The following is a 24573-nucleotide window of genomic DNA, read 5'->3' on the forward strand; positions in this document are numbered from 1 at the left end:
ACCTGAAAGTTGTGAGCACCACTCCCGACGCGCCGTCCGCCGTGACTCCCACGGTCTCCGACCTGCTCTGCTTCGACCTCTACACGACGTCGCGAGCGGTCACCGGCTTCTACCGCCCGATCCTGGACAAGGCGGGCATCACCTACCCGCAGTTCCTGGTGATGCTCCTGCTGTGGGAGCGGGATTCGAGGCCGATCCGGGAGCTCGTCCACGAACTCGACCTCGAGTACAGCACGCTGTCTCCGCTGATCAAACGGCTGGAGAAGAGCGGCCTGCTGGTCCGCGTCACGCATCCCGACGACGAGCGTTCGGTGCTCGTCCAGCTCACGGACAAGGGCCGTGACCTGCAGTGGATCGGCGCCGAGATGTTCAACCAGCTCGGCAAGGCGCTCGGCATGACACTCGAGGAGATCACCGTTCTCCGCAAGGCGCTGAACCGGGTCAAGCACGGCGCCGAGCGCTCGTGAGCTGAAACACATCGCGCACGAGGTAACTCGTCGGGTAACTTACATCGTGCACGACCTAATCGAGCGCGATGCACCACCGCCAAGGTGCCGACGAGAGAGTGAGAGACCGATGCGAGTTCGTAAGGTGTTCGCCGTTCTTGGAACCCTGCTGGCCCTGGCTGCTGTCGTTCCGTCGAGTGCCGGTGCCGCGGACGAGACCGAGAAGTCCGGCGCCAAGAAGCCGACCATCGTGCTGGTGCACGGCGCGTTCGCCGACGGAGCCAGCTGGAACGGTGTCGTGGAACGCCTGCAGCGCAAGGGATTCCCGGTCGTCGCGGTGGCGAACCCGCTGAGGTCGGTCACCGGTGACGCGAACTACCTGCGCAAGGTCCTCGCGTCGATCGAGGGGCCGATCGTCCTCGCCGGACACTCCTACGGCGGCATGGTCCAGTCGCAGGCCGCGCTCGGCAACCCGAACGTGAAGGCGCTGGTCTACGTCGCGGCGTTCGCGCCGGAGAAGGGCGAGAGCGCGCTGGAACTGTCGAACAAGTTCCCCGGCAGCACACTCGGCGACACGCTGTCGGTCATCGACATCGGTGACGGCAGCAAGGACCTGACGATCCAGCAGGACAAGTACTGGCAGCAGTTCGCGGCCGACGTGTCCCGCAAGGACGCGGCGCTGGCGGCGGCGACGCAGCGGCCGATCAACGACACCGCGCTGACCGAGAAGGCCGGCGAGCCCGCGTGGCACTCCATCCCGTCGTACTTCGTCGTGGCGGGCAAGGACAAAAACATCCCGATCGCGGCGCAGAAGTGGATGGCCGAGCGCGCCCACGCCCGTGCCGTCGTCGAGGTCCGCGACGCCTCGCACTCGGTGGCCGTGTCCCAGCCGCAAACCGTCGCCGACCTGATCGTGCGCGCGGCGCGTTAGTAGAAGCGGAAAGCCGGGGCGGCAGGGGCGCCCCGGCTTTCGCCATGTCCGGAGAAGCTACGGCTTGGCGACCTTGCAGCCGGGCAGCGACAGGTTGAGCGTCGTGCCGGGACCGAAGCAGGAGACGAAGCCGAACGTCTGCTGGCCGTAGTTGATGCCCTTGCGGACGGTGACCTTGCCCGCGGCGTCGACCTCGCACGGGTTGTTCATCGTGCAGCGGCCGCCGCTCTCGTTGCCGGTGTTGTTGACGCCGACGACCTTGCCGCTCGTGTTGTCGATGATCGGCGAGCCCGAGGTGCCGCCGATGGTGTTGCACGACGACGTGTAGCGCAGCGAGTCGCGCCAGGTCCAGCCGGCTTCCTTGAGCTGGTGCACGAAGCCGTCGACCTGGCAGGAGTAGATCTTCTTCCAGTAGCCCGAGACGACCCTGATGTCCGTCTTGGCAACGGGATGCGAGGCTGACAGCTCCAGCGCGGGGATGCGGTACTGCTGCTGGATCTGCCCGTAGGTCGTGTTGAGCTGGTAGAACGCGGCGTCAGTGCCGGTCATCGTCGCGTAGACGATCTTGGTGCTGCTCAGCGTCCCGATCTCCGCGCCGGAGCTGTTGAGCAGCTTGAAGGTGCGCGGCTGCGGCGGCGTCTTGTCGACGTACACCTGGCCCGCCTTCATGAGCTCGACGCAGTGCCCGTTCGTGAGAACGAGCGCCTTGTCCGCGGGCGCTGATCCAGGCAGGCGGACCAGCGAACCGGAACAGTTGTCGAGTTTCACGGTGCCGGTGAAGTCGACGGCCGCCTGGGCGGGTGCCGTTGTCACACCGAGTACCGCGATCGCCGCGAGCAGGGATCCCGCGAATCGTCGTGCCATGTGCAGGGTTCCTTTCAGGGATGGCATCCAACGCCAAGCCTGTACGGATCGTATCCGTCTCGCTACCGACGGGAGTCGGCTGACTGGCCCCTCGTAACTCGATCGAGTGACGCTGCGGCCCAGGGCTAACGGGTGCCGTGGACCGATCGACGTCGTGATCACACATCGCAACCGCCAGGAGCCGTGATGACCTACCCGACGCAGCCCGCCTACGCCCCGCCACCGGTCGCACCGCAGAAGCCCGCGAGGTTCGGTGCGCTCGCCTGGACCGCGTTGATCCTCGGGATCGTCGGTGTCGTCGGCTCGCCGATCATCATCTTCAACAACCTCACCGCGATCGCCGCGTTCGTCGGGCTCGTGCTCGGCATCATCGCGTTGTTCGGCACGCGCAAGATCCTGGCGACCATCGGCGCCGGCCTTTGTGTCACAGCGATCGTTTTCACCGTGGTGGCACAACAGTCCGCGGTCAAAGAGCTCGACAAGATCCTCGACGGCGGCACGAACCAGGGACAGGTCGGCGTCGGGGGCGAGACCCCGAAGCAGGACGCCCTCATCGAACCTCCGACCTGGGGCAAGCGGTACACGTGGGAGAACGGCCTCTCGGTCGACGTCGCCGCGCCCGTCGCGTGCTCGCCCGGCCAGTACGCGTCCCCGTCGAACATCGCGCGAGCGGTGAAGTTCCAGGTCACCATCACCAACGGGACGAGCGCCGCGTTCGAGACCGCGCTGCTGTCGCTGGGCAACGACGCGCAGTTCAACGGGCAGAAGGCTGAACGGATCTTCGACAACGGTGGCGGCTGCGGCAGCGCGTACGACACAGCGACGGTGTTGCCCGGCAAGACTTACACCTACGACGTCGCGTACTCCGTCGGCGCGCAGCCCGGTGAGATGCAGCTCGTGTTCGAGCCGAGCTTCAACTCCGACAAGGCAGCGTTCGTCGGTCAGGCGTAAACCGTTCGCCAGCGGGCGCTCGGACGGGTTACAAATCGGGGCATGTTGCGCAAGTATCCGCGAACGCCCCACCTCGAGGGCTCGCGCCTGCAACCAGGCGACGAGGACCTCGACCAGGTGCCGTTCCGCGCGATCGCGGGACGGCACCTCGTCGTCGAGGAGAAACTCGACGGTGCCAACGCGGGCATCAGCTTCGACCCGGCCGGGACGCTGAAGTTGCAGTCACGCGGCCATTTCCTGGCCGGCGGACCCCGTGAGCGACAGTTCGCGCCCTTGAAGGCGTGGGCCGCGACGCATCAGGGAGTGCTGTGGGAGCGGCTCGGCACGCGCTTTGTTCTGTACGGGGAATGGTTGTACGCCAAGCACACCGTGTTCTACGACGCACTGCCGCACCACTTCTGCGAGTTCGACGTGCTCGACCGGGAGACCGGTGACTTCCTGTCCACACCGGAACGTCGTCGTCTGCTTTCCGGAACGCCGGTGGTGCCCGTGCCGGTGCTGCACGAGGGACCGCTGCGCACGGTGAAGGACCTGACCGCGCTGATCGGGCCGTCCACGTGCCGCACGCCCGGCTGGCGTGACGTGCTGGTCGAGGCGGCGCGGGTGGCGGGCCAGGATCCGGAAGTCGTTGTCGCGGAAACGGATTCGGACGACCACATGGAAGGCCTCTACATCAAGGTGGAGGAGGACGGGCGCACGGTCGAGCGGTACAAGTGGGTGCGGCCGACGTTCAACACGGCCGTGCTGGACTCGGGCAGCCACTGGCAGGACCGCCCGATCCTGCCGAACCGGGTGGTGTCGCGTGTTTGAGTCACTCTGCCCGACTGGTCCACAGTGGACTGTCGACTGGGGCGCCGTGCGTTCGGCGTTCGCCTGGGTGCGCGCGATGGAAGGCGTGCCGCAGGACCCGATCCACCACGCGGAAGGCGACGTCGCCACACACACCCGCATGGCGTGCGAGGCACTGGTGTCGCTGCCGGAATGGCGTGCCCGCCCGGAACCGGACCGCGTGCGGTTGTTCGCCACGGTCCTGCTGCACGACGTCGCGAAGCCGTTCCGCACGCAGATCGACGACGGCCGGATCACCGCGCACGGCCACTCCCGCGCCGGTGATCTGCTGGCGCGCAAGGTGTTGTGGGAGATGGGACGGCCGATCGCCTGGCGCGAGCACGTCGCCGCGCTGGTGCGGCACCACCAGGTGCCGTTCTGGGCGTTGGAGCGACCTGATCTCGACCGCATCGCGTTCCGGGTGAGCCTGCTCGCGCGCAACGACGACCTGGCGACGCTCGCCCGCGCCGACATCCTCGGCCGGATCTGCGGCGACGCCGAGTCGGTGCTGGAGAACATTGCGCTGTTCGAGGAGTACTGCCGCGACCGCGACTGCCTGGACCGCCCGCGCGCCTTCGCGTCCGACCACGCCCGGTTCCAGTACTTCCGCACACCGGGCCGCGACCCGGACTACGCCGCCTACGACGACACTCGCGTCGAGGTGACGGTGCTGTCCGGCCTGCCGGGTGTCGGCAAGGACCACTGGATCGCCACTCATCGGCCGGGCTGGCCCGTGGTGAGCCTCGACTCCGTGCGCTCCCGGCTCGGCATCGCCCCCGACGGCGACCAACGCGCGGTGGCGGCCGCGGCGTTCGAGGAGGCGCGGACGTTGCTTCGTGCCGGGGAGCGGTTCGTCTGGAACGCGACCAACATCTCCCGGCAGCTGCGTGAGCGGTGCATCGGACTCGCCGCGGACTACCGCGCCCGCGTCACCCTGGTCGGGCTCGAAGCACCGAGGAACGTGATCCACTCCCGCAACCGCGCCCGTCCGGAACCGGTCCCGGCCGCGGTGATCGACCGGCTCGTCGACAAGTGGGAGACGGTCGACGTCACCGAGGCGCATGCCGTCGAACGGGTGGACACAGCACAAACGTCGACACGTACTTAGCCCCGCGGCCGATGCCTCCTACAAGGGCCCTGCCCACCCCTTGGAGGAGCTCGCCATGACCGACGCCCCGCCGGCCAGGTCCGTGCGCATGATCTTCGAGTTCACCGCGGACGGCGTCCGGCTGCTGGAGCAGCACCCGGTGAACGTCACCGTCGGCATTTTCGGCGCCCAGCAGGCCGGCGACTACGTCGAGGTCCGCGACCGCGACGGCCAGACCGTGAGCCGCGTGCCGGTGCGGACGGGCCTCGGCAGCACCGTCGAAACCTTCCCCCAAGATCCACATACCAGCTCGGACACCCCACGCGTCCTCACCGTCGTGGTGCCCGTACCGCCTGAAGCCGACCATGTCGCGGTCGTCCGCGACACCGGCAACGGCGGTGGCACCGGTGGACGTCCCAACATCGAGGTGCTCGGCACGTTTCGCCTTCGACGTTGATTATGTCAACCCAGCAACCCGCTGACCTCGGCCTTGGCAATGAGTCTTTTGACGACGTCGTCAAAAGACTCATTGCCAAGGCCTGAGGCGGGCGGTGACACATCGGTTGGCGAGGGCGACAGCCGATGTACCGGTGGGTCTAGCGGCGGTGCTCGCCGTGGTGGCCGACGGCGCGGACCAGCCAGAGCGTGCCGGCGCCGGCGACGACCAGGACGGCGATCCCGGTGAGGAAGCCGATGCTCGTGGACGAGTCGTCGGGTTGGGGTGGCGGGCTGGTGTTGGCCTTCGTCTGGGCGATGGCCGGGTCGGTCATCTGCAGCGAGTTCGACTTGACCAGGCCGGTGCCTTCCAGCAGCAGCATGTGCTTGAGCAGGAAGGTCAGGCCGGTCTGCGCGGCGACACGGGCGGGGAGGTTCTTGGTCGTCGCGCGGGCCTGGGCGACCTGGACGATGAGCGAGCCGTCGGCCGCTCGGGACAGGTTCGCGTACATGCGGTCGAGCTCCTCGCCCGAGCTGGCCGAGATGGCGGTCGCCCACGACTTCTGCTCGGTCGTCGGTTCGGACGGAAGGTCCACCCCGATCTGCTTGGCCGCATCGGCGACCGCTGCGGTGAGCTGGCTGTGCTCGGCGGCGAGCTGGCCCGCGACCTTGCGGACCTTCGCGTCCCGTGCCCGATCGGAGCTCTCCCTGCTGGCCGGTTTCTGCCAAAGCGTGTGCTGGGTGAGCAGAACGAGCAATTCCCGGTCCGACGGTTCCACGTTCTGGCCGATGACGCGGACCGCGTTCACCTGTGCCTTGGCCGTCACCAATTCGAGTGCGGACGGGTCCACCAGTCCCGTGTTCTCGAGGACCGTCATCGTGCGGATGAGCATTTGCAGGGTCTGGTGGGCGAGCGTGCGGATTGTGGTGTTCTGGGTCGTGGCCCGCGCTTGCGTGGCCATTACCAGAAGCCCGCCCTGGGCCTGCCGGACGATCGTCGCGTAGGCGCGATCATGGTTGTCTCCAGTGCGTTCCGCCATCTCGTTGATGAGTGACTGGTGTTCACTGCTCACGTCGTTCGGCAGTACCACGCCGAGATCGGTGGCGAATTTCAGAAGATCGACGTCGAGTCGTGTGTGGCCTTCGAAGATGTCTCGTCCTGCGTTGCTGATCCCCGCATTCGTCGTGCGCGCCGGAGCGTCTTTGCTCACAGGTACCAACCAAGAGTTTGCTTGGCGCAGAGATACCATGAAAGAGCGGTCCGACGGCTGTACTTCAGTGGACTGCGCGTTTGCCGGGACCGCTCCCACAAGGGCCCCGAGAAATACGACAGATAGGGCGGTAAACAGCGCTGCGTGCTGCCCCAGCGTGCCCGGCCGGTAACGCATAGTGCCCGTTCCTCCCCGCGATCGAGCTGCCTTCGAAGGTGATACGCGCAGGTCGGCTGGTAGTTCACCGGACATGCGCAAATGCTTATGTGACGTGGATCACAGCAGTCCGGCCGAACCATTTGGACTGAATTTACGTACCCGAGAGGTTTTCGCGTTCCCGATGTAGTATCCGGTGGATTCCACACTCGGCCACCGAGTCGCTAGGTCCGCCGCCCGAAGCGAACACGTCGCCGATATCTGGGGAGGTCGCAAGCTTCATGGCTGATCAGGGCAAGGTCGCACAAGCCCATCAGGACGAGGAATTGCTCACGCTGCTCTACGGGCAGTTCCAGCGGATGTTGTTCTCGCAGGTCCTGTGCCTGACCAACTACGACCGTCAGTGGACGGAAGACGTTGTTCAGGAGACGTTGATCAGGGCTTGGCAGAACTCCGAACATCTCGTTCGTGAACCGGGGATGTTGCGCGGTTGGCTTTGTACTGTGGCTCGTCGCATTGTGATCGACGGATGGCGCAGTCGTCAGGCGCGTCCGCAAGAAGTGGAATTGCTTCGCCCGGACATCGCTGAATCTCCGGACGACACCGAACAGACACTTTCGGTGATGGTCATTACCGACGTAGTACGCCAATTGAGTGATGAACACCGTTCAGCTATCTACGAAACGTATGTCTTGGGACGAACAGTGAAGGAGGCCGCGATCGTTCTGGGAGTCCCGGAAGGAACCGTCAAGTCCCGGCTGTACAAGGCGATGCACACGATCCGCCGGGCGCTGCAGGACAGGAGCTAGCGTGATGGTGACTCGTCAACCACATCACGAGGACGTAGACCCAGTAGACGGAGATGCGGCAGACGACGAAAACCGCACGAGCCCGGAAGGGCCGTGCGGTGATGTCGCGGCGTATGTGCTCGGAGTCCTCGACCCCGCGCAGCACGTGATCTTCTCCCGGCACCTAGCCGGGTGCGAGAGCTGCCAGCGCGACGCGGCCGACTTCGGCATGTTCGCGCCGGTGCTGCGTCAGGCCGTCAGCCGGCCCGTGGGGCATCCGCCCTGTCGCCTCACCCGCAGCATCCTGGTGGTGGCGGCGGGCGTGGTGGTGGCCGTGGCCGCGGTGCTGTCGGTCGCCGAGTCGTGGTCCTCCGACCTCGACGACCCGGTCGAGATCGGCAACCTCACGCGTGCGGAGCCCGCTCGCGGCGAGCCGTTTCCGCTGTTCTGGCAGATCTGACCCGCTGACTGTGGCGGTGATCGTGCCAGTTAGCGTGTCCGCGAGCGCGCAGGCGAGGCGGAGCCATCCGCTCACCAGCCTGGCCCAGATCATCGCTCGCTCCCGCACAGCTCACAGTTCCGTTAACCGTTACCTGTGGGTAAGTTTGCCCGACGACGAAGCGCAGGTCTCTACGGTCCTCACCGAAGGAACACCGAAACCTTCGACCTGCGGTCCTCTCGGTACCGAAGTCAAGGGGTAGACAGAGGTGACATCTCCACTGCTCGGCCGGGACGCGGAACTCGCGGCTCTCGGACGTTTGCTCGACGACGCGGTGCTCGGATCGGGCTCGTGCGTGGTCGTCACCGGAGGCTTCGGCATCGGCAAGTCGGCGCTGCTCGAGGCCTTCACCGCCGAGGCCCGTGAGCGCGGCTTCACGGTCCGCCTGGCCAAGAGCGCACGGCTGGAGAGCCACCTGCCAGGCGCGGTGGTCCGCCAGCTCGCGCCGTGCCTCGCGAACGAACACGACCTCGAAGAGCTCTACACGCGCGCCGCGAACTCCGCCCGCAAGGCGCCGATCCTGATGGTCATCGACGACGTGCACGTCGCCGACACCTTCTCCAAGCGCGCGCTCGCCTACCTGCGTCCACGGTTGCAGCACATGCCGGTCGTCATCGCGTTCGGCGCGTCGCAGGGCTACCTGTCCACGGACGAGGTGACGCTGCCCGAGATCGCCGGCGGCCACCCGCACCGCATCGATCTCGACGGTCTCGACGTCACGGCCGTTGAACGCCTCGTCGAGAACTTCCCCGACCGGGACGCGAAGCGCTGCCACGAGCTCACCGGCGGCAACCCCTACCTGCTGCAAGCCTTGCTGCGCGAGGAAGGCGAGGGCTCGGCCGCGGTCGGCGAGATGATCGGCATGCGGTTGCGCGAGTACACCGGCGCCGCCGAGGTCGCCCGGTCCGCCGCCGTGCTGGACGGTGACGCCGGCCTCGAACTGCTGTCCGCGCTCACCGGCTTCGACGCGTTGCCCGCCGTCGACACGCTCGTCCGTCTCGGCGTGCTCGCCGACACCGACCCGCTGACGTTCCGGCATCCGTTCGTGCGCAACAGCATCCTCGCCGACATGCCGGTCGCGGTCCGGTCCGCCGCGCACGCCCGCGCCGCCTGGCTGCTGTTCGAGTCGGACGCCCCCGACGAACGCGTCGCCGAGCACGTGCTGAAAGCCAGATCGGTCCGCTTGCCGTGGTCTGTCGACCTGTTGCGGGAGGTCGGCGGCGTCGAGCACCTGGAACGGGCGCTCGACGAGCACCTGTCCGACGAGGACCGGCTGTCGATCGAGGTCGAACTGGGTCACGCGGAACACCTGAAGGACAACGCACTCGGCCGTGACCGCGTCCGCGACGCGCTGGTCCAGTGCGAGGACCCGCGCCTCGCCGCGAACGTCGCGCTGTCGTTGATCCAGCGCATGTGCACGGGCTCGGACGCCCACTTCGCGGTCTCGCTGGCGATCATGGTCATCGCCCGGCTGCTGCCGGAGGACCGTGACCTGGTCTGGAACCTCGTCTGCACCACCTACCTGCTCGCTGCCAACCGCGACGCGCGGATGGCGAACTGCGCGGGCAAGTACTTCGACGACCTCGTCGGCGACGTTCCGCGGGACCCGAGCCTCAAGCGCGCGCGGTCGGCGTTGCTCGCGGTCGGCAACGCCCGCAGCGGCGACTCGTCAGCCGAAGCCGTCCGGCACACGCTGGAGGCGCTCGACGGCGAGTGGGTCGACGTCTTCGGCGAGCCCTACCTGTTCACGTTCCTGGTGCCGGTGCTCGGCGACGATCCCGAGCACACCAACAAGTTCTGGCTCTCGCACAGCACCGCGCCGGTCTCGTACGACCCGCACCTGCGCCGCGGCATGCTCAGCATGATCGCCCGCGCCACCGCCTTCCACAACAGCGGTGACCTCGCGCGCGCCTACACGTTCCTGACGCCACCGGTCTCGACCGGCAACCTCGACTGCCCCGCGGTCCTGCTGGCCACCGCGAAACTGGCAGAGGTGTGCGTCGAGATGGGGCAGTTCGACGAGGCCGCCCCGCTGGTCGCCGAAGACGGCGATCTGTTGCAGCACATCAACCTCGTCTACGCCCGCGGCCGGCTCAAGCTCGCGTCGTGTCACGCGGAGGGCGCGCTCGAGGACCTGCTCGAAGCAGGCCGGCGGCTCGCCGCACGCGAGATGCCCAACCCAGCCTTGGTCGCGTGGCGGCACCACGCGGTGCGCGCGTATCTGGCGTTGGGCAACCGAGATGACGCGGCCCGGCTCGCGCACGAGGAACTCGACCTGGCCAAGAGGTGGGGTTCCACCCGTGTCGTGGGAACCGCGTTGATGAGCGTGGGCATCAGCACCGACGACGTCGATGTCCTCGTTGAAGCGGAACAGGTTCTCGCCTCGTCACCGCACCGCCTGCTGCACGCCCAGTCGACGTACTGGCTCGGCCACCACCTGCGCCGCAAGGGCCGCATGGAGGCGGCCGCCCCGCACCTGCGCCAGGCGTACGAACTGGCCCGCCGCCTCAGCGCGCACCCGCTGGCCAAGCTCGCCGGCGACGAGGTCCGTGACGGGGACGACCAGGTGCAGGGCCTGACCAAGCAGGAGAACAGGGTCGCGCGGATGGCGGCGCAGGGTCTGACGAACCGGCAGATCGCCGAGACCCTGCACCTGACCCGCCGCACGGTGGAGCTGCACCTGTCGAGCGCCTACCGCAAGCTCGGCATCACGGGACGAGCTGAGCTCGTCGCCGCCTTGTGGTCCTGACGACGATCAACAGGCCCGCCAGCAACGCCATCAGGATCACGGTGACGACGGACGACAGCACCAGGAACTCGTTGAGCCGCCCGCCCGCGAGGTAGGCGCCGAGCGCGACCGCGACGACCGCGCACACGGCACGGTCCATGATGGACTCCATCGAGAGAAGCGTCGCGCGGTAACGGGAGTCCGGGATCGCGTCGTTGAGCAGCTTCTTCTGGATGGGGAAGCTCATGCCCGCCGTGACGGAGAACAGGCACAGCAACACGATCGTCACGATGCCACCGGACGGCACGATGAAGCCGATCGCCAACGCCATCACGACGGTCAGCAGGAACACCGACTTCGCCGGCCCGATCTTCTTCGACAACCAGTGCGGTCGTGCCGCGGCGACGGCCTCGAAGATCGTCATCGCGGCGAGGACCGAGCCGTACCAGTTGACCGAGACGTTCTTCGACTCGAGCACCGGCTGGAACAGGTTCACCTGCAGGATCCGCACCAGCGTGAACATCGCGATGCCCTGGACCATCAGCAGGAGCAGCCAGCGCGAGGTTCTGAGTGAGCCGAACGCGCCACCGACACCCGCGAGCAGCTTGGACGTCTTGCCCTCCGGTCGTTCCCACCCCGGAATCGGCGGGAGCCTGAGAGCCAGGACAACGGCGATCGCGGCGTTGATCGCGGTGAGCCAGTACGGCGACGGCATGTTCCACTGCATCAGCAAGCCGATCACCGGCCAGTACACGATCTTGCCGACCAGGCTGTACGACCGCCCGACGCCCTCGACCTTGAGGTAGAGGTGCCCGGCGTTGTGCGCGTTGAGGTACTCGTACAGGTAGGCGCTCTGCGCGCCCGAGATCAACGACCTGGCCAGCGCGATCAGCAGGAAGTGGATCAGGAACCCGGTGTAGTTGCCGGCGAACACCGGCACCAAGTTCGCGAAGACCAGCACGCTCGCACCGAGCCACAACGACGTGCGGTAGTCGAAGCGGTCCGCGACCATCCCGGTCGGGATCTCCATCAGGCAGAACGCGATGTAGTAGATCGACTGGATGCCGAAGATCTCGGCGTCGCTCAGCCCGAGCTGCTTCTGGTACTCGTAGAAGATCGGGATCCACAGCAGCAGCCCGAAGAAGAACTGGAAGCCGTAGGTCAGGCGGACGGCCCGCGCCACATCCGGAGTCGCCGGTACGCGAAGTCCCAGCATCAGATCGAGTACGGCCGCAGCTGCAGGACGTACAGGACCTCGTCGGTGGCGAGCCACTCGATGTCGACCGGCGAGTCGAACGTGTAGTCCGGCGAGAAGTGCGACTGGAGCAACCGGCCGACGATGGCGAGCCGCTGCAGTTGCGCGTGCCCGTCGACGCCCAGATCCTCCTCGGCGTCACCGAGCGAGACCGTGCGGCCGCCACCCTCCACAGTGGAGTAGAGGTACTGCATCGGCTGCTTCGAGCCTTCGACGACGTCGGTGACGTTCGGCGACACGTTGATGTAGACGTTGCGGAAGTCGTTGCGGTTCATGGGGTTCGTGGTGACCATGACGCCACCGAAGTCCGCCTTGACCTGCTCCTGGATCACCACACCCATGAAGCAGTCGTCGAGTGAGATGCCGGCCTGCTGCCGCAATCGCACGCTGCGGGCGGAGACGAGCGAGGCCCACACCTCCTTGACCGACTCCACGATCCTCTCGGCGCTGGTGACGTGGTTGTACGACTCGTAGATGCCCGCGGCGGAGAACCCGGCCAGGTCCTCGGCGTTCGACGAGCTGCGCACCACGAAGGTCCGCACGCCCGCGAGGTTCTCGACGAGCGCGGAATCCAGTTCGGACAGCAGGTAGTCCGGCACGCGGGTCTTGCGGATGAGCTGCTGCAGCTCCACGCACAACGGCTCGATCTCGCGGGCGTTGAGCTCCAGCGCCATCTTCAGCTTGCCGATGGCCTGCTGGATCTTCGGTGACGACTCCAGGAAGCCCTGGTGCATCGAGAACGGCAACGCGATGCCGCGCGGCACCCGGACCCGTTCCGCGAGCAGCTGCTGGGCGGCGGCGAGCAGGTCGTCACCCTCATGGCCGAGCAGCTTTCCCAGATACGGCATGAGGTTGTCGCGCGGCGGGCGCGGCACCGAGAAGAAGCCGAGCAGGCGGCGCGGCGTCTCGGTCGCGAGCACGTGGTGCAGCTCGCCGAGGTTCGCGGCCTTGGTGCCGTAGCGGTGGCTGTCGTTGTAGCGGATCCTGCCGAGGTTGAGGATCGCGTTGTAGGTGTGTTCGGGCTCTTCCAGCGTGACGCGCTGTGCGTACCAGGCGGGGCGCTGCCCGAGGTCCTGTGGTTCGTCGATCAGCCGCAGCCCGACCTCGGCGCCGCGCGGCGACACCTCGTACTCGACCCACTGGCCGTCGAGGTTCTCCCGATCGATCAGGTCGAACGCGCCGCGCTGGATGGCGTTCGGGATGGACCAGCCGGTCGCGAGGACGTTCGTGTGCGACAGGGGAGTGGTGTGGCTCGCGTTGATGATGCCGGCCAACCGCGGAATGTCGTCGGGAACGCGGTGCATCACGACGATGTCGTACCACTCCAGCGAGTTCTCGCGGTACTCCTGCTCACTGCGGAATGCGCGCAACCGGCCTTTCGTCGTGCCGGGATTCAACGCGACGAACTCCGCCGTCGAGAACAATTCGTGCGCCAGGATCCGGGGCAGTCTTTCCACGGGAAGTTCCGCCACCGCCTGTTCCTGGAGGTGGTTGGCGGGTTTGAAGAACAACGGGGTCGCGGCGTCGACGTTCCGGCGCACCTCCGCGTAGAAGAACTCGATCATGTCGGCCGACATGGTGTCGACCTCGACGGTCTCCAGCGAGAACATGCGCTTGTCCTCGCGCTTGTGCAGCGACAGGATGCCGAGGAAGAACCGCCGGTCAGGGGCGTGGTAGAAGCTCTGGTTGAACTCGTCGATCCGTGCGCGCATCTCCTCGCCGCCGATGCCGAGGATCTCCTGGCCGATGTAGAGCGCGTGGAACTCGTGGCGCGCGTTGTTCAGGAAGTGGATCGTCTCGTTCTGCCGATCGACGACCACCTTGACGAAGGAATAACCACCCAGACTGCCGGACAGCTGGTTGAATGCCGACATGGTCAGCTGTTCTCCGACCAACCCCGCGACGTCGGCTTCCTGGACAGTCACACCTGCTCCTCTCGTGCGCCATTGCAACGAGCAAGTGTGACACCGCGGTGCTGAGCGTTATTCCGGAAGAAATCTCAATAGGCTTTGGTTCGCTTCTTCGTTCCTCAACCTTTGGTCAACACGAGACCGGCGTCACCGCCTGCTGGGTGAAGAATCCAACGAGGTGGGACGCCGGTCTCGTGATGTGAGCCGATTTTCCGGTTCGTGACCTGGGTTACCCCAGCTTGTGTCAGCCGAGCCGGCTGGCCTCGCGGGCGAGGGTCTCGACGCGGTCCCAGTCGCCGTTGGCGAGGGCGTCCTTCGGGGCGAGCCACGAGCCGCCGACGCAGCCGACGTTCGGCAGCGCGAGGTAGTTCGGCGCGGTCTGCGGCGTGATGCCACCGGTCGGGCAGAACCTCACGTGCGGGATCGGGCCGCCGATCGACTTCAGGTAGTCGACCCCGCCGGCCGCCTCGGCCGGGAAGAACTTCAGCGCGCTGAGCCCGCGCTCGGCCAGCCGCATCACCTCGGACACCGTGGCGGCACCCGGCAGGTACGGCAGCCCGGTCGCGTCGGCGGCGTCGAGCACGCGGTCGGTGGTGCCGGGCGTGACGAGGAACGCCGCCCCCGCCTTGGCGGCCTGCTCGGCGTGCTCCGGCGCCGTGACGGTGCCCGCGCCGATGACGATCTCCGGCACCTCGCGCGCGACGTTCTCGATCGCGGCGAGCGCCGCCGGCGTGCGCAGCGTGAGCTCGATGACGCGGACGCCGCCGCGCAGCAGCGCCTGGGCGAGCGGCACCGCGTGGTCGGCGTCGTCGACCACGACGACGGGGATGACGGGCGAGAGCGCGAGCAGGTCGGCTCCGGTGGTCGCCCGAGGATTGTCACCGCTGGTCACGAGTCACTCCTTGATCGAAAACCGATATATCGCATGCTGCCACACCCCTCGCGCACCCCGCCCGGATGCAAAAAACGTTTGCGGACGTCCGCAAAAGACTCATTGCAAAGGTGGGCGAGGTGAGGCGCCGAGGCGGGTCCGCGGGTGGGCCGGGTCGGGCGTCACCGCCCCTTTGCAACGAGTCCTTTGCGGACGAAGTCCAAAGTCTCATTGCTAAGGGGCAGGTCAGCGGTGGTGTCGGGGGCAATATATTGGTGGTGCCGGGCTGGGTCAGTGGTGCGTGACCGGGGCGAAGTGGTCGGCGGTGATGGGGCCGAACACCGTCGCGCCGCGGTCGGCAGGTCCGACGGTACGGCGCAGGGCGGCGAACAGCTCGCGGCCGGTGCCGACCCATTCGCGGCCGGTCGGCGGGAAGTCCACGAGGGGCCGGGACGCCAGCTCCTCGGCGGGCACGCGGACCTCCAGCGTTCCGGCGGTGGCGTCCAGCCGCACGACGTCGCCGTCGCGGACCCGGCCGAGCGGGCCGCCGACAGCGGCCTCCGGGGTCAGCTGGATGGCCGCCGGGATCTTGCCCGACGCGCCGGACATGCGGCCGTCGGTCACCAGGGCCACCTTGTAGCCGCGGTCCATGAGCACGCCCAGCGGCGGCGTCAGCTTGTGCAGTTCGGGCATGCCGTTGGCCTGGGGACCCTGCTGGCGGACGACGACGACCACGTCGCGGTCGAGTTCGCCCGCCTTGAACGCCGCCTGGAAGGCCTCCTGCGTGGTGAACACGCGGGCGGGCGCCTCGACGACGTGGTTCTCCGACGCGACCGCGGAGACCTTGATGACCGAGCGGCCGAGGTTGCCGGAGAGCATGCGCAGGCCGCCGTCGGAGGCGAACGGGTCGGAGGCCGGGCGCAGGACCTCGAGGTCCAGTGAGCGGCCGGGGCCGTCGACCCACACCAGTTCGCCGTCGAGCAGCATCGGCTCCTGGCGGTAGCGGTCGAGGCCGTGTCCGACGACGGTGTTGACGTCGCCGTGCAGCAGGCCGGCGTCCAGCAGGGTGCCGACGACGAACTGGACGCCGCCCGCGGCCTGGAAGTGGTTGATGTCGGCGCTGCCGTTCGGGTAGACCCGCGCGATCAGCGGCACGACAGCCGACAGGTCGTTGAGGTCGTCCCAGCTCAGCTCGATGCCCGCGGCGGCGGCGATGGCGACCAGGTGCATCGTGTGGTTGGTGGAGCCACCGGTGGCCAGCAACGCCACAACGCCGTTGACCACGGCCTTCTCGTCGACGATGTGCGCGATCGGCGTGTAGCCCTCGCCCTTGGCCATCTCGACGGCGCGACGGCCGGCGTGCTCGGTCAGGGCTCGGCGCAGGCCCGTGCCCGGCGGCACGAACGAGGCACCCGGCAGGTGCAGGCCCATGACCTCGACGACCATCTGGTTCGAGTTCGCGGTGCCGTAGAACGTGCAGGTGCCGGGGGAGTGGTACGAGGCGGCCTCTGCCTCCAGCAGGTCCTCGCGCGAGGCCTTGCCCTCCGCGTAGAGCTGGCGGACGCGGGCCTTCTCCTTGTTTGACAGGCCGGACGCCATCGGGCCCGCGGGCACCAGGATCGACGGCAGGTGGCCGAACGACAGCGCGCCGATCAGCAGGCCGGGCACGATCTTGTCGCAGACGCCCAGCAGCACGGCGGCGTCGAACATCTCGTGCGACAGGGCCACGCCGGTGGACATGGCGATGACGTCGCGGCTGAACAGCGACAGCTCCATGCCGTCACGGCCCTGGGTGATGCCGTCGCACATCGCGGGCACGCCGCCGGCGAACTGGGACACGCCGCCCACGGCGCGGACCGCGTCCTTGATCCAGGCCGGGTACTCCTGGAACGGCTGGTGGGCGGACAGCATGTCGTTGTAGGAGGACACGATCGCGACGTTGGACCTGCGCAGCGCCCGCAGCGCCGCCTTGTCGCCGCCGGTGATTCCGGCGAAGCCGTGCGCCAGGTTGCTGCAGGCGAAGCCGGACCGGGACGTGCCGTCCTGCGCGGCCGCTGCCACACGTTCGAGGTAGATGCGCCGGGTGTCCGCGCTTCTGGCGGCGATTCGGCGTGTCACCTCTGTCAGAACAGGATGCAGTTCGGTCATGGGGGTCTCCGGGTCATCACGGGCCGTGGTGGGGCCCTTACGAGACGACAACGGTGGCGTCCCACGGACGGGCGTGACGCCACACACAGTAAGTCATGGCTGGTCGTAGACACAAAAACGATTCAGTAGCTGGGAGGGATCCAGTTTTGAATCTTGGCGTGTGGTGCTTGTCACATGGCTTGAGATTGGGCAGAGTGCGGGGCACGACCTTGGAACGGAGGTGTCCCATGACTTCTACGGAGATCGTCGAACTGCGCCGGGTCATCGGTCAGATGCGGCATGCCGTCAGCGCGCTGCGCGGCAGGTATGGCGACGTGGCGGCCGTGCAGCGACTCGCCAACGACGTGGAACGCATGGACATCGACGCCACCGAACTCGTCGACCTCAGCACCCCGAGGCAGCGCGAAGCGCCTCAAGTGGAACGCGAGGTCGTGGTCGTGCCAGACACGCCCTACGACGAGTCGCTCTGGAAGGACGCAGACGACGAAGGACTCGGTGGCTACCGCAACCGGACCTGAGCCGAGCTGATCACACGGCCCCCGCCTGACGCGGGGGCCGTACCCATTTTCTTTTGGGTGCGTTCCTCCACAACGACGTGGACCCCCAGAAAGGTGAGCAATGGCGAGGGCAGAGATCGCCGCCAGGACTCTGCGCACGGACCGATGGTGGTTGCCGCCGCTGACGACATTCGTCGGCCTGCTGCTCATCTCGATCTACGCGGCGTTCCGCACGTTCCAGGGGGACTTCTACTGGGTCGACCAGTACCACTACCTCACACCGATGTACTCGCCGTGCCTCACGGAGGAGTGCGTCCCCGCGGCCGCGCACTTCGGTCAGTGGTTCCCGGCGCTGCCCGGCTTCCTCACCCCGCCGGTGATCATCATCCCGTTCCTGCTGGGCTTCCGGATCACCTGCTACTACTACCGCAAGGCCTACTACCGGGCCGCCTGGGCGTCACCGCCCGCGTGCGCCGTGGCCGAGCCGCACAGCAAGTACACCGGTGAGACGAAGTTCCCGCTGATCGCGCAGAACCTGCACCGCTACTTCTTCTACGCGGCCTCGCTCCTGCTGCTGATCAACATCTACGACGCGGTCCTCGCGTTCGGCACCGGCGTCGGCCTGGGCAACATCATCCTGCTGGCCAACGTCGCCCTGCTGGGCGCGTACACGCTGTCGTGCCACTCGTGCCGCCACATCGCGGGCGGGCGGCTCAAGCACTTCTCCAAACACCCGGTCCGCTACTGGATGTGGACGCAGATCTCGAAGCTCAACAACAAGCACATGCAGCTCGCTTGGGCGTCGCTGATCTTCGTCTGCCTCACGGACCTGTACGTCGCGCTGGTCGCCTCGGGAACGATCTCCGACCTCCGCTTCATCAACTAAGGAGTGGTTTTGCCCGAGCTGGAAAGGCACTCGTTCGACGTTCTCGTGATCGGCGCCGGTGGTGCCGGACTACGAGCCGCGATCGAGGCCCGTGAGCACGGCATGCGCACCGCCGTTCTCTGCAAGTCGTTGTTCGGCAAGGCTCACACGGTGATGGCCGAGGGCGGTATCGCCGCCGCGATGGGCAACGCCAACGAGAACGACAACTGGCAGGTGCACTTCCGCGACACCATGCGCGGCGGCAAGTTCCTCAACAACTGGCGGATGGCCGAGCTGCACGCCCAGGAAGCGCCGCAACGGGTCTGGGAACTCGAGACGTACGGCGCGTTGTTCGACCGCACCAAGGACGGCCGGATCTCGCAGCGCAACTTCGGCGGCCACGAGTACCCGCGTCTCGCGCACGTCGGTGACCGCACCGGACTCGAACTGATCCGCACGTTGCAGCAGAAGATCGTGTCGCTGCAACAGGAGGACCACAAGGAGTTCGGCGACTACGAGGAACGCCTGCGGGTGTTCCAGGAGTTCACCGTCACCGACATCGTCAAGGACGGCGACCGGATCTCCGGCGTGTTCGGCTACTGGCGCGAGTCCGGCCGGTTCGTGCTGTTCGAGGCACCCGCGGTGATCCTCGCGACCGGCGGCATCGGCAAGTCGTTCAAGGTCACCTCGAACTCGTGGGAGTACACCGGCGACGGCCACGCGCTGGCCCTGCGCGCGGGCGCCTCGCTGATCAACATGGAGTTCATCCAGTTCCACCCCACCGGGATGGTCTGGCCGCCGTCCGTCAAGGGCATCCTCGTCACCGAGTCCGTGCGCGGTGACGGTGGCGTGCTGCGCAACTCCGACGGCAAGCGGTTCATGTTCGACTACATCCCCGAGGTCTTCAAGGACAAGTACGCCGACAACGAAGAAGAAGCCGACCGCTGGTACACCGACCAGGCGAACAACCGGCGCCCACCGGAACTGCTGCCACGCGACGAGGTCGCCCGCGCGATCAACTCCGAGGTCAAGGCCGGGCGCGGATCACCGCACGGCGGCGTGTTCCTCGACGTGTCCACGCGTCTGCCCGCGGAGGAGATCCGCCGCCGGCTGCCGTCGATGCACCACCAGTTCAAGGAACTGGCCGACGTGGACATCACCGCGCAGCCGATGGAGGTCGGCCCGACCTGTCACTACGTGATGGGCGGCGTCGAGGTCGACCCGGACACCGGATCCTCTTCAGTGCCGGGGCTTTACGCCGCCGGCGAGGTCTCCGGCGGCATGCACGGCTCGAACCGGCTCGGCGGCAACTCGCTGTCGGACCTGCTGGTGTTCGGCCGGCGTGCGGGCGCGGGCGCCTCGGAGTACGTGCGGGCGATGGGCGAACGGCCGGTGTGCCCGGAGGAGACCATCACCGAGGCACGGGCGACCGCGCTCAACCCGTTCCAGCGCGAGGGCGGCGAGAACCCGTACACGCTGCACATGGAGCTGCAGCAGTCGATGAACGACCTCGTCGGCATCATCCGGCGCGCGGGTGAGATGGAGGAAGCGTTGCAGCGCCTGGAGAAGCTCAAGGAGCGCGCCCAGTCGCTGACGGTCGAGGGGCACCAGCAGTTCAATCCCGGCTGGCATCTCGCACTCGACCTGCGCAACATGTTGCTGGTGTCGGAATGCGTGGCGAAAGCGGCGCTGCTGCGCACGGAGTCGCGCGGCGGGCACACCCGTGACGACCATCCCGGGATGGACGCCGAATGGCGACGGAAGCTGCTGGTGTGCAACGTCTCCGGTGAGACGGTCTCCGTCGAGGAGAAACCGCAGATCCCGATCCGCAACGACCTGCTGGACCTGTTCGACCGCAGCGAGCTGGAGAAGTACCTCACCGCCGAGGAGTTGTCATGAGCTACCAGGGTAAGTTCCGGGTGTGGCGCGGTGACGACTCCGGCGGCGCGCTGGAGGACTTCACCGTCGAGGTCAACGAGGGTGAGGTCGTGCTCGACATCATCCACCGGCTGCAGGCCACGCAGACGCCGGACCTCGCTGTGCGGTGGAACTGCAAGGCGGGCAAGTGCGGCTCGTGCTCCGCGGAGATCAACGGACGCCCGCGGCTGCTGTGCATGACCCGGATGTCGATCTTCGAGGAGTCGGAGACGATCACGGTCACGCCGATGCGGACGTTCCCGATCATCCGCGACCTGGTGACCGACGTGTCCTTCAACTACACCAAGGCGCGCGAGGTGCCGTCGTTCGCGCCGCCGAAGGATCTGGCGCCGGGCGAGTACCGGATGCAGCAGGTCGACGTCGAGCGCTCGCAGGAGTTCCGCAAGTGCATCGAGTGCTTCCTGTGCCAGAACACCTGCCACGTGGTGCGTGACCACGAGGAGAACAAGGAGGCGTTCTCGGGCCCCAGGTTCCTCATGCGGGTCGCGGAACTCGAGATGCACCCGCTCGACACGGCGGACCGCGTCGACCAGGCGCAGGAGCAGCACGGCCTCGGCCTCTGCAACATCACCAAGTGCTGCAGCGAGGTGTGCCCCGAGCACATCCACATCACCGACAACGCGCTCATCCCGATGAAGGAGCGCGTGGCCGACCGCAAGTACGACCCGATCGTCTGGCTCGGCAACAAGCTGTTCAGGCGGTCTTAGCGACGGTCTGCGGTATGACCAGCCCGGACTCGTAGGCCATCACGACGGCCTGAGCCCGGCTGGTCAGCCGCAGCTTCGTCATCACGCGGTTGAGGTGCGTCTTCACCGTGCCCTCGGTGACGGTCAGCCTGGTCGCGATGGCCGTGTTCGTCAGACCCGTGCCGACCAGCCGCAGCACCTCGCGTTCGCGGTCCGTCAGCTCGTCCAGCCCCACCGAACTCCACGGCGAGACCGCCGAATCGCCCCTCAGATACGCCGCTACGAGCCTGCGCATCACCGTGGGGCTGAACTGCATCTCCCCGGACGCGACAGCCGTGATGGCGGCGATCAGCCGGGCCGGTTCGGACTCCTTCAGCACGAACCCGGCGGCACCCAGGCGCAACGCCTCGTGGACGTACTCGTCCAGGTCGAAGGTCGTCAGCACCAGCACCCGCGCGGACGTCGCGACGCGTTTGAGCGCCGTGAGCCCCGGCAGGCGGATGTCCAGCAGGATCACGTCGGGCTCCGCCGACTCGGCCAGGCGCACGGCGGTGTCGCCGTCCGCGGCCTCGCCGACGACGGTCAGATCAGGTGAAGCGTTCAGCAACGCGACCAGGCCGGCTCTGAACAACGGCTGGTCGTCGACAACGAGCACGCGCGTCACAATGCCCCTCACTCATGTGACGTCACCGCGGTAGATCCCCCAACTCAGAGCGTACCGCGAAAGTTGACGAGAGATCCACTCTTCGTGAGACGACCCGGTTCCGCTCACGTCGATACGTTCCGCGCCATGCGCACCGCATCGGCCGATCTGCTGACCACCCGGACGATCACCGTCGACGGCTCGGACGTCTACCTGCGGGTCACGTCCAGTCCCGTCGACCTGGAGATCCGCTGGTACCGCGACGGCGACCGCCGGGTGGCCGGCAGTCCCGTGCTGTTCCCGGCGGGGGATCGCTCGCGCCGCCGCCTCGGGTCGAACTTCCGCGCCGGCACCACGTTCTGCCTCGACGTGGTGGGCAGGGCGGGTCAGGACTGGTGCGGTGTCGTCGACTGGAACGTCTGACCTTCCGAAGGGGACTCTCGATGAAACGCGCTCTCGCCGGCCTGCTCGCCGTGGGCTTCGCGATGCTGTCGGCGACGCCCGCCCACGCGGCGTCGACCACGATCACGGTGCCGTTCAAGCACAACCAGATCACGTGGTTCACCACCGCGCGCACGATCACCGTCGCGGGGTCGAACATCGACGCCCAGGTCGCGCTGGGCGGCGTCATGCAGCTCGCCTGGTACAAGTGCGGCGACCGCAACACGCGCGGAGCGTTCGTGCGGATGGAGGAGACCCGCAAGCACGTCGGCACGAACTTCAAGGCGGGCACCAAGTTCTGCCTCGCGTCGAACAGCCCGTACACCTCGGGCACCGTCGGAGGAACGCTGTGGTGGAGCGGCAACTGATCGCAGCGCTCGCCGCGGTGGCGCTGGTGGCCGGTTGCGCCACCCGTCAACCGGCCACGGCACCGGCGTCGTTCGTCGACCAGCAGCAGTACACGAAAGCCATGCGGGACAACTCCTCCGCGTTCACCTGGCCGGAGGGGCGCACGCCGGACCTCACCGTGCTCGCGGAGAGATCCGGGCCGGGACCGGACGAGGCACCGGCCGGCAGCGAGCGGATCGTCCTGGAGATCACCAACTCGTGCGCCTGGTACCTCGGCTGGGAGGACGCCCGCAAGCGCGGCGACCAGAGTGCCGCGACGGCCGCGCTGAAGGTGATGGACGAGGTGCTGCCGAGGTTCTCGCCGGAGGACCCGGACGGGCAGCGCTACGCTCGCGAGACGGCCGCGAAGGCCAAGGCGGGCGACGGCTCACTGGCCGCGGACTACGTGGCGAACAACTGCGAATCCCTGGTCTGGAAATAGCGAACGGGGCGTGTCCGACGTGGACACGCCCCGTTCGGTTGCCGCGAGTCAGACCGGCGCCATCTCGGGAATGTCGTCGGCATCCACGTGGATGACCTTCTTGTTGCGGCGGTTGCGCTTCTCGAGGTACGTCGCGAGCCACGAGAGCAGCAGGCACAGTCCGATGTAGATCAGGGCGACCAGGATCATCACCGAGATCATCGGACGGCCGAAGTTCACCGCGTCACCACCGATGCGGGTACCCCACCGCAGCAGCTCCTCGAAGGTGATGAGGAAGCCGAGCGCGGTGTCCTTCAGCAGCACCACGAGCTGGCTGATGATGGTCGGCAGCATCGCCCGCAACGCCTGCGGCAGCAGCACGAACGTCATCACCTGCGTCTTGCGCATGCCCAGCGCGTACGCGGCCTCGCTCTGGCCCTTCGGCAGCGAGTTGATGCCCGCGCGGAAGATCTCCGCGAGCACCGAGCCGTTGTAGAGCATCAGGCTGATCACGACCGCCGTGAACGCGGTCAGCTTCACCCCGGCCACGGGAAGGCCGTAGTAGAAGAAGAACATCATGATCACGAGCGGGATCGCGCGGAAGACCTCGACGATCACCGCCGCGGGAGCGCGCACCCAGCCGTGGTCGGAGAGCCGTGCCGCGGCGAAGATCGCACCGAACGCGAGCGCCAGCACCGCGCCGACGGCGAACGCGCTGAGCGTGTTGCCGATGGCCTCGACGAGCGAGAGCTGGATCTGCTTGTAGTTGATCCAGTCGAGCCTGCGCGCGGAGAACTGGTTGGTGGCGACGAACCGCATGGCCACGTACGCGACGGCCGCGAGCGCCGCCGCGATGCCGATGACGGCCATGATCTTGTGTCGGACGCGGGCCTTCGGGCCCGGGACGTCGAACAGCACCATGCTCATCGGGACACGCTCCACCGCTTCTCGAAAGCCTGCTGGACGTACGTCAGCGGCATGACCAGGATGACGAACCCGAGCGCCACCCACAGCAGGCCGAACATGACGTTCTCACCCTGTTCCGCCAGCGAGTCGCGGATGTTGCCCGCCTGGGCGACGGCGAACCCGGACGCCACCGTGGTGTTCTTCAGCAACGCGATCATGGTGCTCGTCATCGGCGGTACCACCGAGCGCAGCGCCTGTGGCAGCACCACGTTGCCGAGCATCTGCGTGAACGTGAGACCGAGCGCGCGGGACGCCTCCGCCTGGCCGACCGGCACGGTGTTGATGCCCGACCGCACGACCTCGCACACGAAAGCCGCCGTGTAGAGCGACAGTGCCACGACGGCCGCGGTGTAGTTGTCGATCTTCAGGATGTCCAGCAGCGGATACGCGAAGACGAAGAACACGAACACCAGCGTCAACGGCGTGTTGCGCAGCACCGTCACGTAGGTCGTGCCGATGCCCCGGAACACCGGCACCGGGCTGACCCGCAGCGCGGCGAGGATCGTGCCCAGCAGCAGCGACAACACCGCGGAGACCGCGAAGAGTTGGAGTGTCTTCCAGAACAGGTCCAGGAAGAGCGGTAGGTTGTTGGTGAGGACGCTCATCGGTTTCCTTGCCGTC

25 protein-coding genes are annotated in these 24573 nt (G+C 67.2%); 16 read left to right on the forward strand and 9 right to left on the reverse strand.

What is annotated here, in order from left to right; genetic code table 11:
• Positions 1-11 precede the first annotated feature (11 nt).
• Positions 12-467, forward strand: a complete 456-nt coding sequence (locus SK803_RS05060) for a MarR family winged helix-turn-helix transcriptional regulator (RefSeq protein ID WP_319964569.1) — start codon at positions 12-14, stop codon at positions 465-467.
• 109 nt (positions 468-576) lie between these two features.
• Positions 577-1377, forward strand: a complete 801-nt coding sequence (locus SK803_RS05065) for an alpha/beta fold hydrolase (protein ID WP_319964570.1) — start codon at positions 577-579, stop codon at positions 1375-1377.
• A 57-nt stretch (positions 1378-1434) separates the two neighbouring features.
• On the opposite strand, the gene SK803_RS05070 is transcribed toward SK803_RS05065, so the two are convergent.
• Positions 1435-2241, reverse strand: a complete 807-nt coding sequence (locus SK803_RS05070; protein WP_319964571.1) for a S1 family peptidase — start codon at positions 2239-2241, stop codon at positions 1435-1437.
• Between the two features lie 186 nt (positions 2242-2427).
• On the opposite strand from SK803_RS05070, the gene SK803_RS05075 reads away from it, so the two are divergent.
• From SK803_RS05075 to SK803_RS05090, 4 genes are read left to right on the forward strand one after another with little or no spacing between them, the layout of a single operon-like run.
• Positions 2428-3192, forward strand: a complete 765-nt coding sequence (locus SK803_RS05075; protein WP_319964572.1) for a hypothetical protein — start codon at positions 2428-2430, stop codon at positions 3190-3192.
• A gap of 42 nt (positions 3193-3234) precedes the next feature.
• On the forward strand, positions 3235-4002 hold the full coding sequence (locus SK803_RS05080; protein WP_319964573.1) for an RNA ligase family protein: 768 nt from the start codon (positions 3235-3237) through the stop codon (positions 4000-4002).
• A gap of 46 nt (positions 4003-4048) precedes the next feature.
• Positions 4049-5128 carry an AAA family ATPase gene (locus SK803_RS05085; RefSeq protein ID WP_319964574.1) on the forward strand — a complete coding sequence of 360 codons (1080 nt, stop codon included), beginning with the start codon at positions 4049-4051 and terminating at the stop codon, positions 5126-5128.
• A gap of 55 nt (positions 5129-5183) precedes the next feature.
• The gene (locus SK803_RS05090; protein WP_319964575.1) at positions 5184-5564 is read left to right on the forward strand and encodes a hypothetical protein; all 381 of its coding nucleotides are present in this window, start codon (positions 5184-5186) and stop codon (positions 5562-5564) included.
• Positions 5565-5703: 139 nt separating this feature from the next.
• On the opposite strand, the gene SK803_RS05095 is transcribed toward SK803_RS05090, so the two are convergent.
• Entirely contained in the window at positions 5704-7005 is a 1302-nt protein-coding gene (locus SK803_RS05095) for a DUF4142 domain-containing protein (protein ID WP_319964576.1), read from the reverse strand.
• Between the two features lie 185 nt (positions 7006-7190).
• Between SK803_RS05095 and SK803_RS05100 the strand changes: the two genes are divergently transcribed.
• The 3 genes from SK803_RS05100 to SK803_RS05110 all read left to right on the forward strand — a co-directional run bounded on the left by SK803_RS05100 (position 7191) and on the right by SK803_RS05110 (position 10945).
• Complete coding sequence (locus tag SK803_RS05100) at positions 7191-7718, forward strand: sigma-70 family RNA polymerase sigma factor (RefSeq protein WP_319964577.1); 528 nt, start codon at positions 7191-7193, stop codon at positions 7716-7718.
• Positions 7719-7722: 4 nt separating this feature from the next.
• Positions 7723-8157, forward strand: coding sequence for a zf-HC2 domain-containing protein (locus SK803_RS05105; RefSeq protein WP_319964721.1), 435 nt, complete (start codon positions 7723-7725; stop codon positions 8155-8157).
• A 247-nt stretch (positions 8158-8404) separates the two neighbouring features.
• Entirely contained in the window at positions 8405-10945 is a 2541-nt protein-coding gene (locus tag SK803_RS05110) for a LuxR C-terminal-related transcriptional regulator (protein ID WP_319964578.1), read from the forward strand.
• On the opposite strand, the gene SK803_RS05115 is transcribed toward SK803_RS05110, so the two are convergent.
• The 4 genes from SK803_RS05115 to edd form a co-directional block, all read right to left on the reverse strand.
• Positions 10905-12140, reverse strand: a complete 1236-nt coding sequence (locus SK803_RS05115; RefSeq protein WP_319964579.1) for an MFS transporter — start codon at positions 12138-12140, stop codon at positions 10905-10907. The genes SK803_RS05110 and SK803_RS05115 overlap by 41 nt on opposite strands.
• Positions 12140-14104: a PEP/pyruvate-binding domain-containing protein gene (locus SK803_RS05120; RefSeq protein WP_319964580.1), complete on the reverse strand. Its 1965-nt coding sequence runs from the start codon at positions 14102-14104 to the stop codon at positions 12140-12142. Before SK803_RS05120 ends, SK803_RS05115 begins: the two co-directional genes overlap by 1 nt.
• Before the next feature lie 229 nt (positions 14105-14333).
• A complete protein-coding gene (eda, locus tag SK803_RS05125) occupies positions 14334-14981 on the reverse strand; it encodes a bifunctional 4-hydroxy-2-oxoglutarate aldolase/2-dehydro-3-deoxy-phosphogluconate aldolase (protein WP_319964581.1) in 648 nt (215 codons plus the stop codon).
• Between the two features lie 270 nt (positions 14982-15251).
• Positions 15252-17108 (reverse strand): phosphogluconate dehydratase, encoded by a 1857-nt coding sequence (gene edd, locus SK803_RS05130; protein WP_319964582.1) that lies wholly within the window; start codon positions 17106-17108, stop codon positions 15252-15254.
• A 227-nt stretch (positions 17109-17335) separates the two neighbouring features.
• Here edd and SK803_RS05135 point away from each other — a divergent pair, with 227 nt between their 5' ends.
• From SK803_RS05135 to SK803_RS05150, 4 genes are all read left to right on the forward strand, one after another.
• A complete protein-coding gene (locus tag SK803_RS05135; RefSeq protein ID WP_086666490.1) occupies positions 17336-17626 on the forward strand; it encodes a hypothetical protein in 291 nt (96 codons plus the stop codon).
• A 100-nt stretch (positions 17627-17726) separates the two neighbouring features.
• Entirely contained in the window at positions 17727-18491 is a 765-nt protein-coding gene (locus SK803_RS05140; RefSeq protein ID WP_319964583.1) for a hypothetical protein, read from the forward strand.
• Between the two features lie 9 nt (positions 18492-18500).
• Positions 18501-20369: a fumarate reductase/succinate dehydrogenase flavoprotein subunit gene (locus SK803_RS05145; protein ID WP_319964584.1), complete on the forward strand. Its 1869-nt coding sequence runs from the start codon at positions 18501-18503 to the stop codon at positions 20367-20369.
• Positions 20366-21115: a succinate dehydrogenase/fumarate reductase iron-sulfur subunit gene (locus SK803_RS05150; RefSeq protein ID WP_319964585.1), complete on the forward strand. Its 750-nt coding sequence runs from the start codon at positions 20366-20368 to the stop codon at positions 21113-21115. The genes SK803_RS05145 and SK803_RS05150 overlap by 4 nt, the downstream gene beginning before the upstream one ends.
• Here the strand turns inward: SK803_RS05150 and SK803_RS05155 are convergent.
• Complete coding sequence (locus SK803_RS05155) at positions 21102-21749, reverse strand: response regulator transcription factor (protein ID WP_319964586.1); 648 nt, start codon at positions 21747-21749, stop codon at positions 21102-21104. The genes SK803_RS05150 and SK803_RS05155 overlap by 14 nt on opposite strands.
• Positions 21750-21884: 135 nt before the next feature.
• Here SK803_RS05155 and SK803_RS05160 point away from each other — a divergent pair, with 135 nt between their 5' ends.
• The 3 genes from SK803_RS05160 to SK803_RS05170 are packed head-to-tail and all read left to right on the forward strand — an operon-like array spanning position 21885 to position 23007.
• Positions 21885-22160, forward strand: a complete 276-nt coding sequence (locus SK803_RS05160) for a hypothetical protein (RefSeq protein WP_319964587.1) — start codon at positions 21885-21887, stop codon at positions 22158-22160.
• Between the two features lie 20 nt (positions 22161-22180).
• A complete protein-coding gene (locus SK803_RS05165) occupies positions 22181-22546 on the forward strand; it encodes a hypothetical protein (RefSeq protein WP_319964588.1) in 366 nt (121 codons plus the stop codon).
• Entirely contained in the window at positions 22531-23007 is a 477-nt protein-coding gene (locus tag SK803_RS05170) for a hypothetical protein (protein ID WP_319964589.1), read from the forward strand. The genes SK803_RS05165 and SK803_RS05170 overlap by 16 nt, the downstream gene beginning before the upstream one ends.
• 48 nt (positions 23008-23055) lie before the next feature.
• Here SK803_RS05170 and SK803_RS05175 read toward each other — a convergent pair whose 3' ends face one another.
• Together SK803_RS05175 and SK803_RS05180 are read right to left on the reverse strand one after the other, a co-directional pair.
• Positions 23056-23913, reverse strand: coding sequence for an amino acid ABC transporter permease (locus SK803_RS05175; protein WP_319964590.1), 858 nt, complete (start codon positions 23911-23913; stop codon positions 23056-23058).
• Entirely contained in the window at positions 23910-24557 is a 648-nt protein-coding gene (locus SK803_RS05180; RefSeq protein WP_319964591.1) for an amino acid ABC transporter permease, read from the reverse strand. The genes SK803_RS05175 and SK803_RS05180 overlap by 4 nt, the downstream gene beginning before the upstream one ends.
• Between the last annotated feature and the right edge of the window lie 16 nt (positions 24558-24573).

It is taken from the genome of Lentzea miocenica (assembly GCF_033949945.1).
Lineage (GTDB): Bacteria > Actinomycetota > Actinomycetes > Mycobacteriales > Pseudonocardiaceae > Lentzea > Lentzea miocenica.

Bases quoted from the DNA above. Each gene is read 5' to 3' on its own strand.
- SK803_RS05080 (WP_319964573.1), top strand. From the start codon at position 3,235: ATGTTGCGCAAGTATCCGCGAACGCCCCACCTCGAGGGCTCGCGCCTG.
- SK803_RS05075 (WP_319964572.1), top strand. From the start codon at position 2,428: ATGACCTACCCGACGCAGCCCGCCTACGCCCCGCCACCGGTCGCACCG.
- SK803_RS05160 (WP_319964587.1), top strand. From the start codon at position 21,885: ATGCGCACCGCATCGGCCGATCTGCTGACCACCCGGACGATCACCGTC.
- SK803_RS05180 (WP_319964591.1), bottom strand. From the start codon at position 24,557: ATGAGCGTCCTCACCAACAACCTACCGCTCTTCCTGGACCTGTTCTGG.
- SK803_RS05100 (WP_319964577.1), top strand. From the start codon at position 7,191: ATGGCTGATCAGGGCAAGGTCGCACAAGCCCATCAGGACGAGGAATTG.
- SK803_RS05115 (WP_319964579.1), bottom strand. From the start codon at position 12,140: ATGCTGGGACTTCGCGTACCGGCGACTCCGGATGTGGCGCGGGCCGTC.
- SK803_RS05135 (WP_086666490.1), top strand. From the start codon at position 17,336: ATGACTTCTACGGAGATCGTCGAACTGCGCCGGGTCATCGGTCAGATG.
- SK803_RS05095 (WP_319964576.1), bottom strand. From the start codon at position 7,005: ATGTCCGGTGAACTACCAGCCGACCTGCGCGTATCACCTTCGAAGGCA.
- SK803_RS05090 (WP_319964575.1), top strand. From the start codon at position 5,184: ATGACCGACGCCCCGCCGGCCAGGTCCGTGCGCATGATCTTCGAGTTC.
- SK803_RS05140 (WP_319964583.1), top strand. From the start codon at position 17,727: ATGGCGAGGGCAGAGATCGCCGCCAGGACTCTGCGCACGGACCGATGG.
- SK803_RS05105 (WP_319964721.1), top strand. From the start codon at position 7,723: ATGGTGACTCGTCAACCACATCACGAGGACGTAGACCCAGTAGACGGA.
- edd (WP_319964582.1), bottom strand. From the start codon at position 17,108: ATGACCGAACTGCATCCTGTTCTGACAGAGGTGACACGCCGAATCGCC.
- SK803_RS05165 (WP_319964588.1), top strand. From the start codon at position 22,181: ATGAAACGCGCTCTCGCCGGCCTGCTCGCCGTGGGCTTCGCGATGCTG.
- SK803_RS05150 (WP_319964585.1), top strand. From the start codon at position 20,366: ATGAGCTACCAGGGTAAGTTCCGGGTGTGGCGCGGTGACGACTCCGGC.
- SK803_RS05175 (WP_319964590.1), bottom strand. From the start codon at position 23,913: ATGAGCATGGTGCTGTTCGACGTCCCGGGCCCGAAGGCCCGCGTCCGA.
- SK803_RS05065 (WP_319964570.1), top strand. From the start codon at position 577: ATGCGAGTTCGTAAGGTGTTCGCCGTTCTTGGAACCCTGCTGGCCCTG.
- SK803_RS05070 (WP_319964571.1), bottom strand. From the start codon at position 2,241: ATGGCACGACGATTCGCGGGATCCCTGCTCGCGGCGATCGCGGTACTC.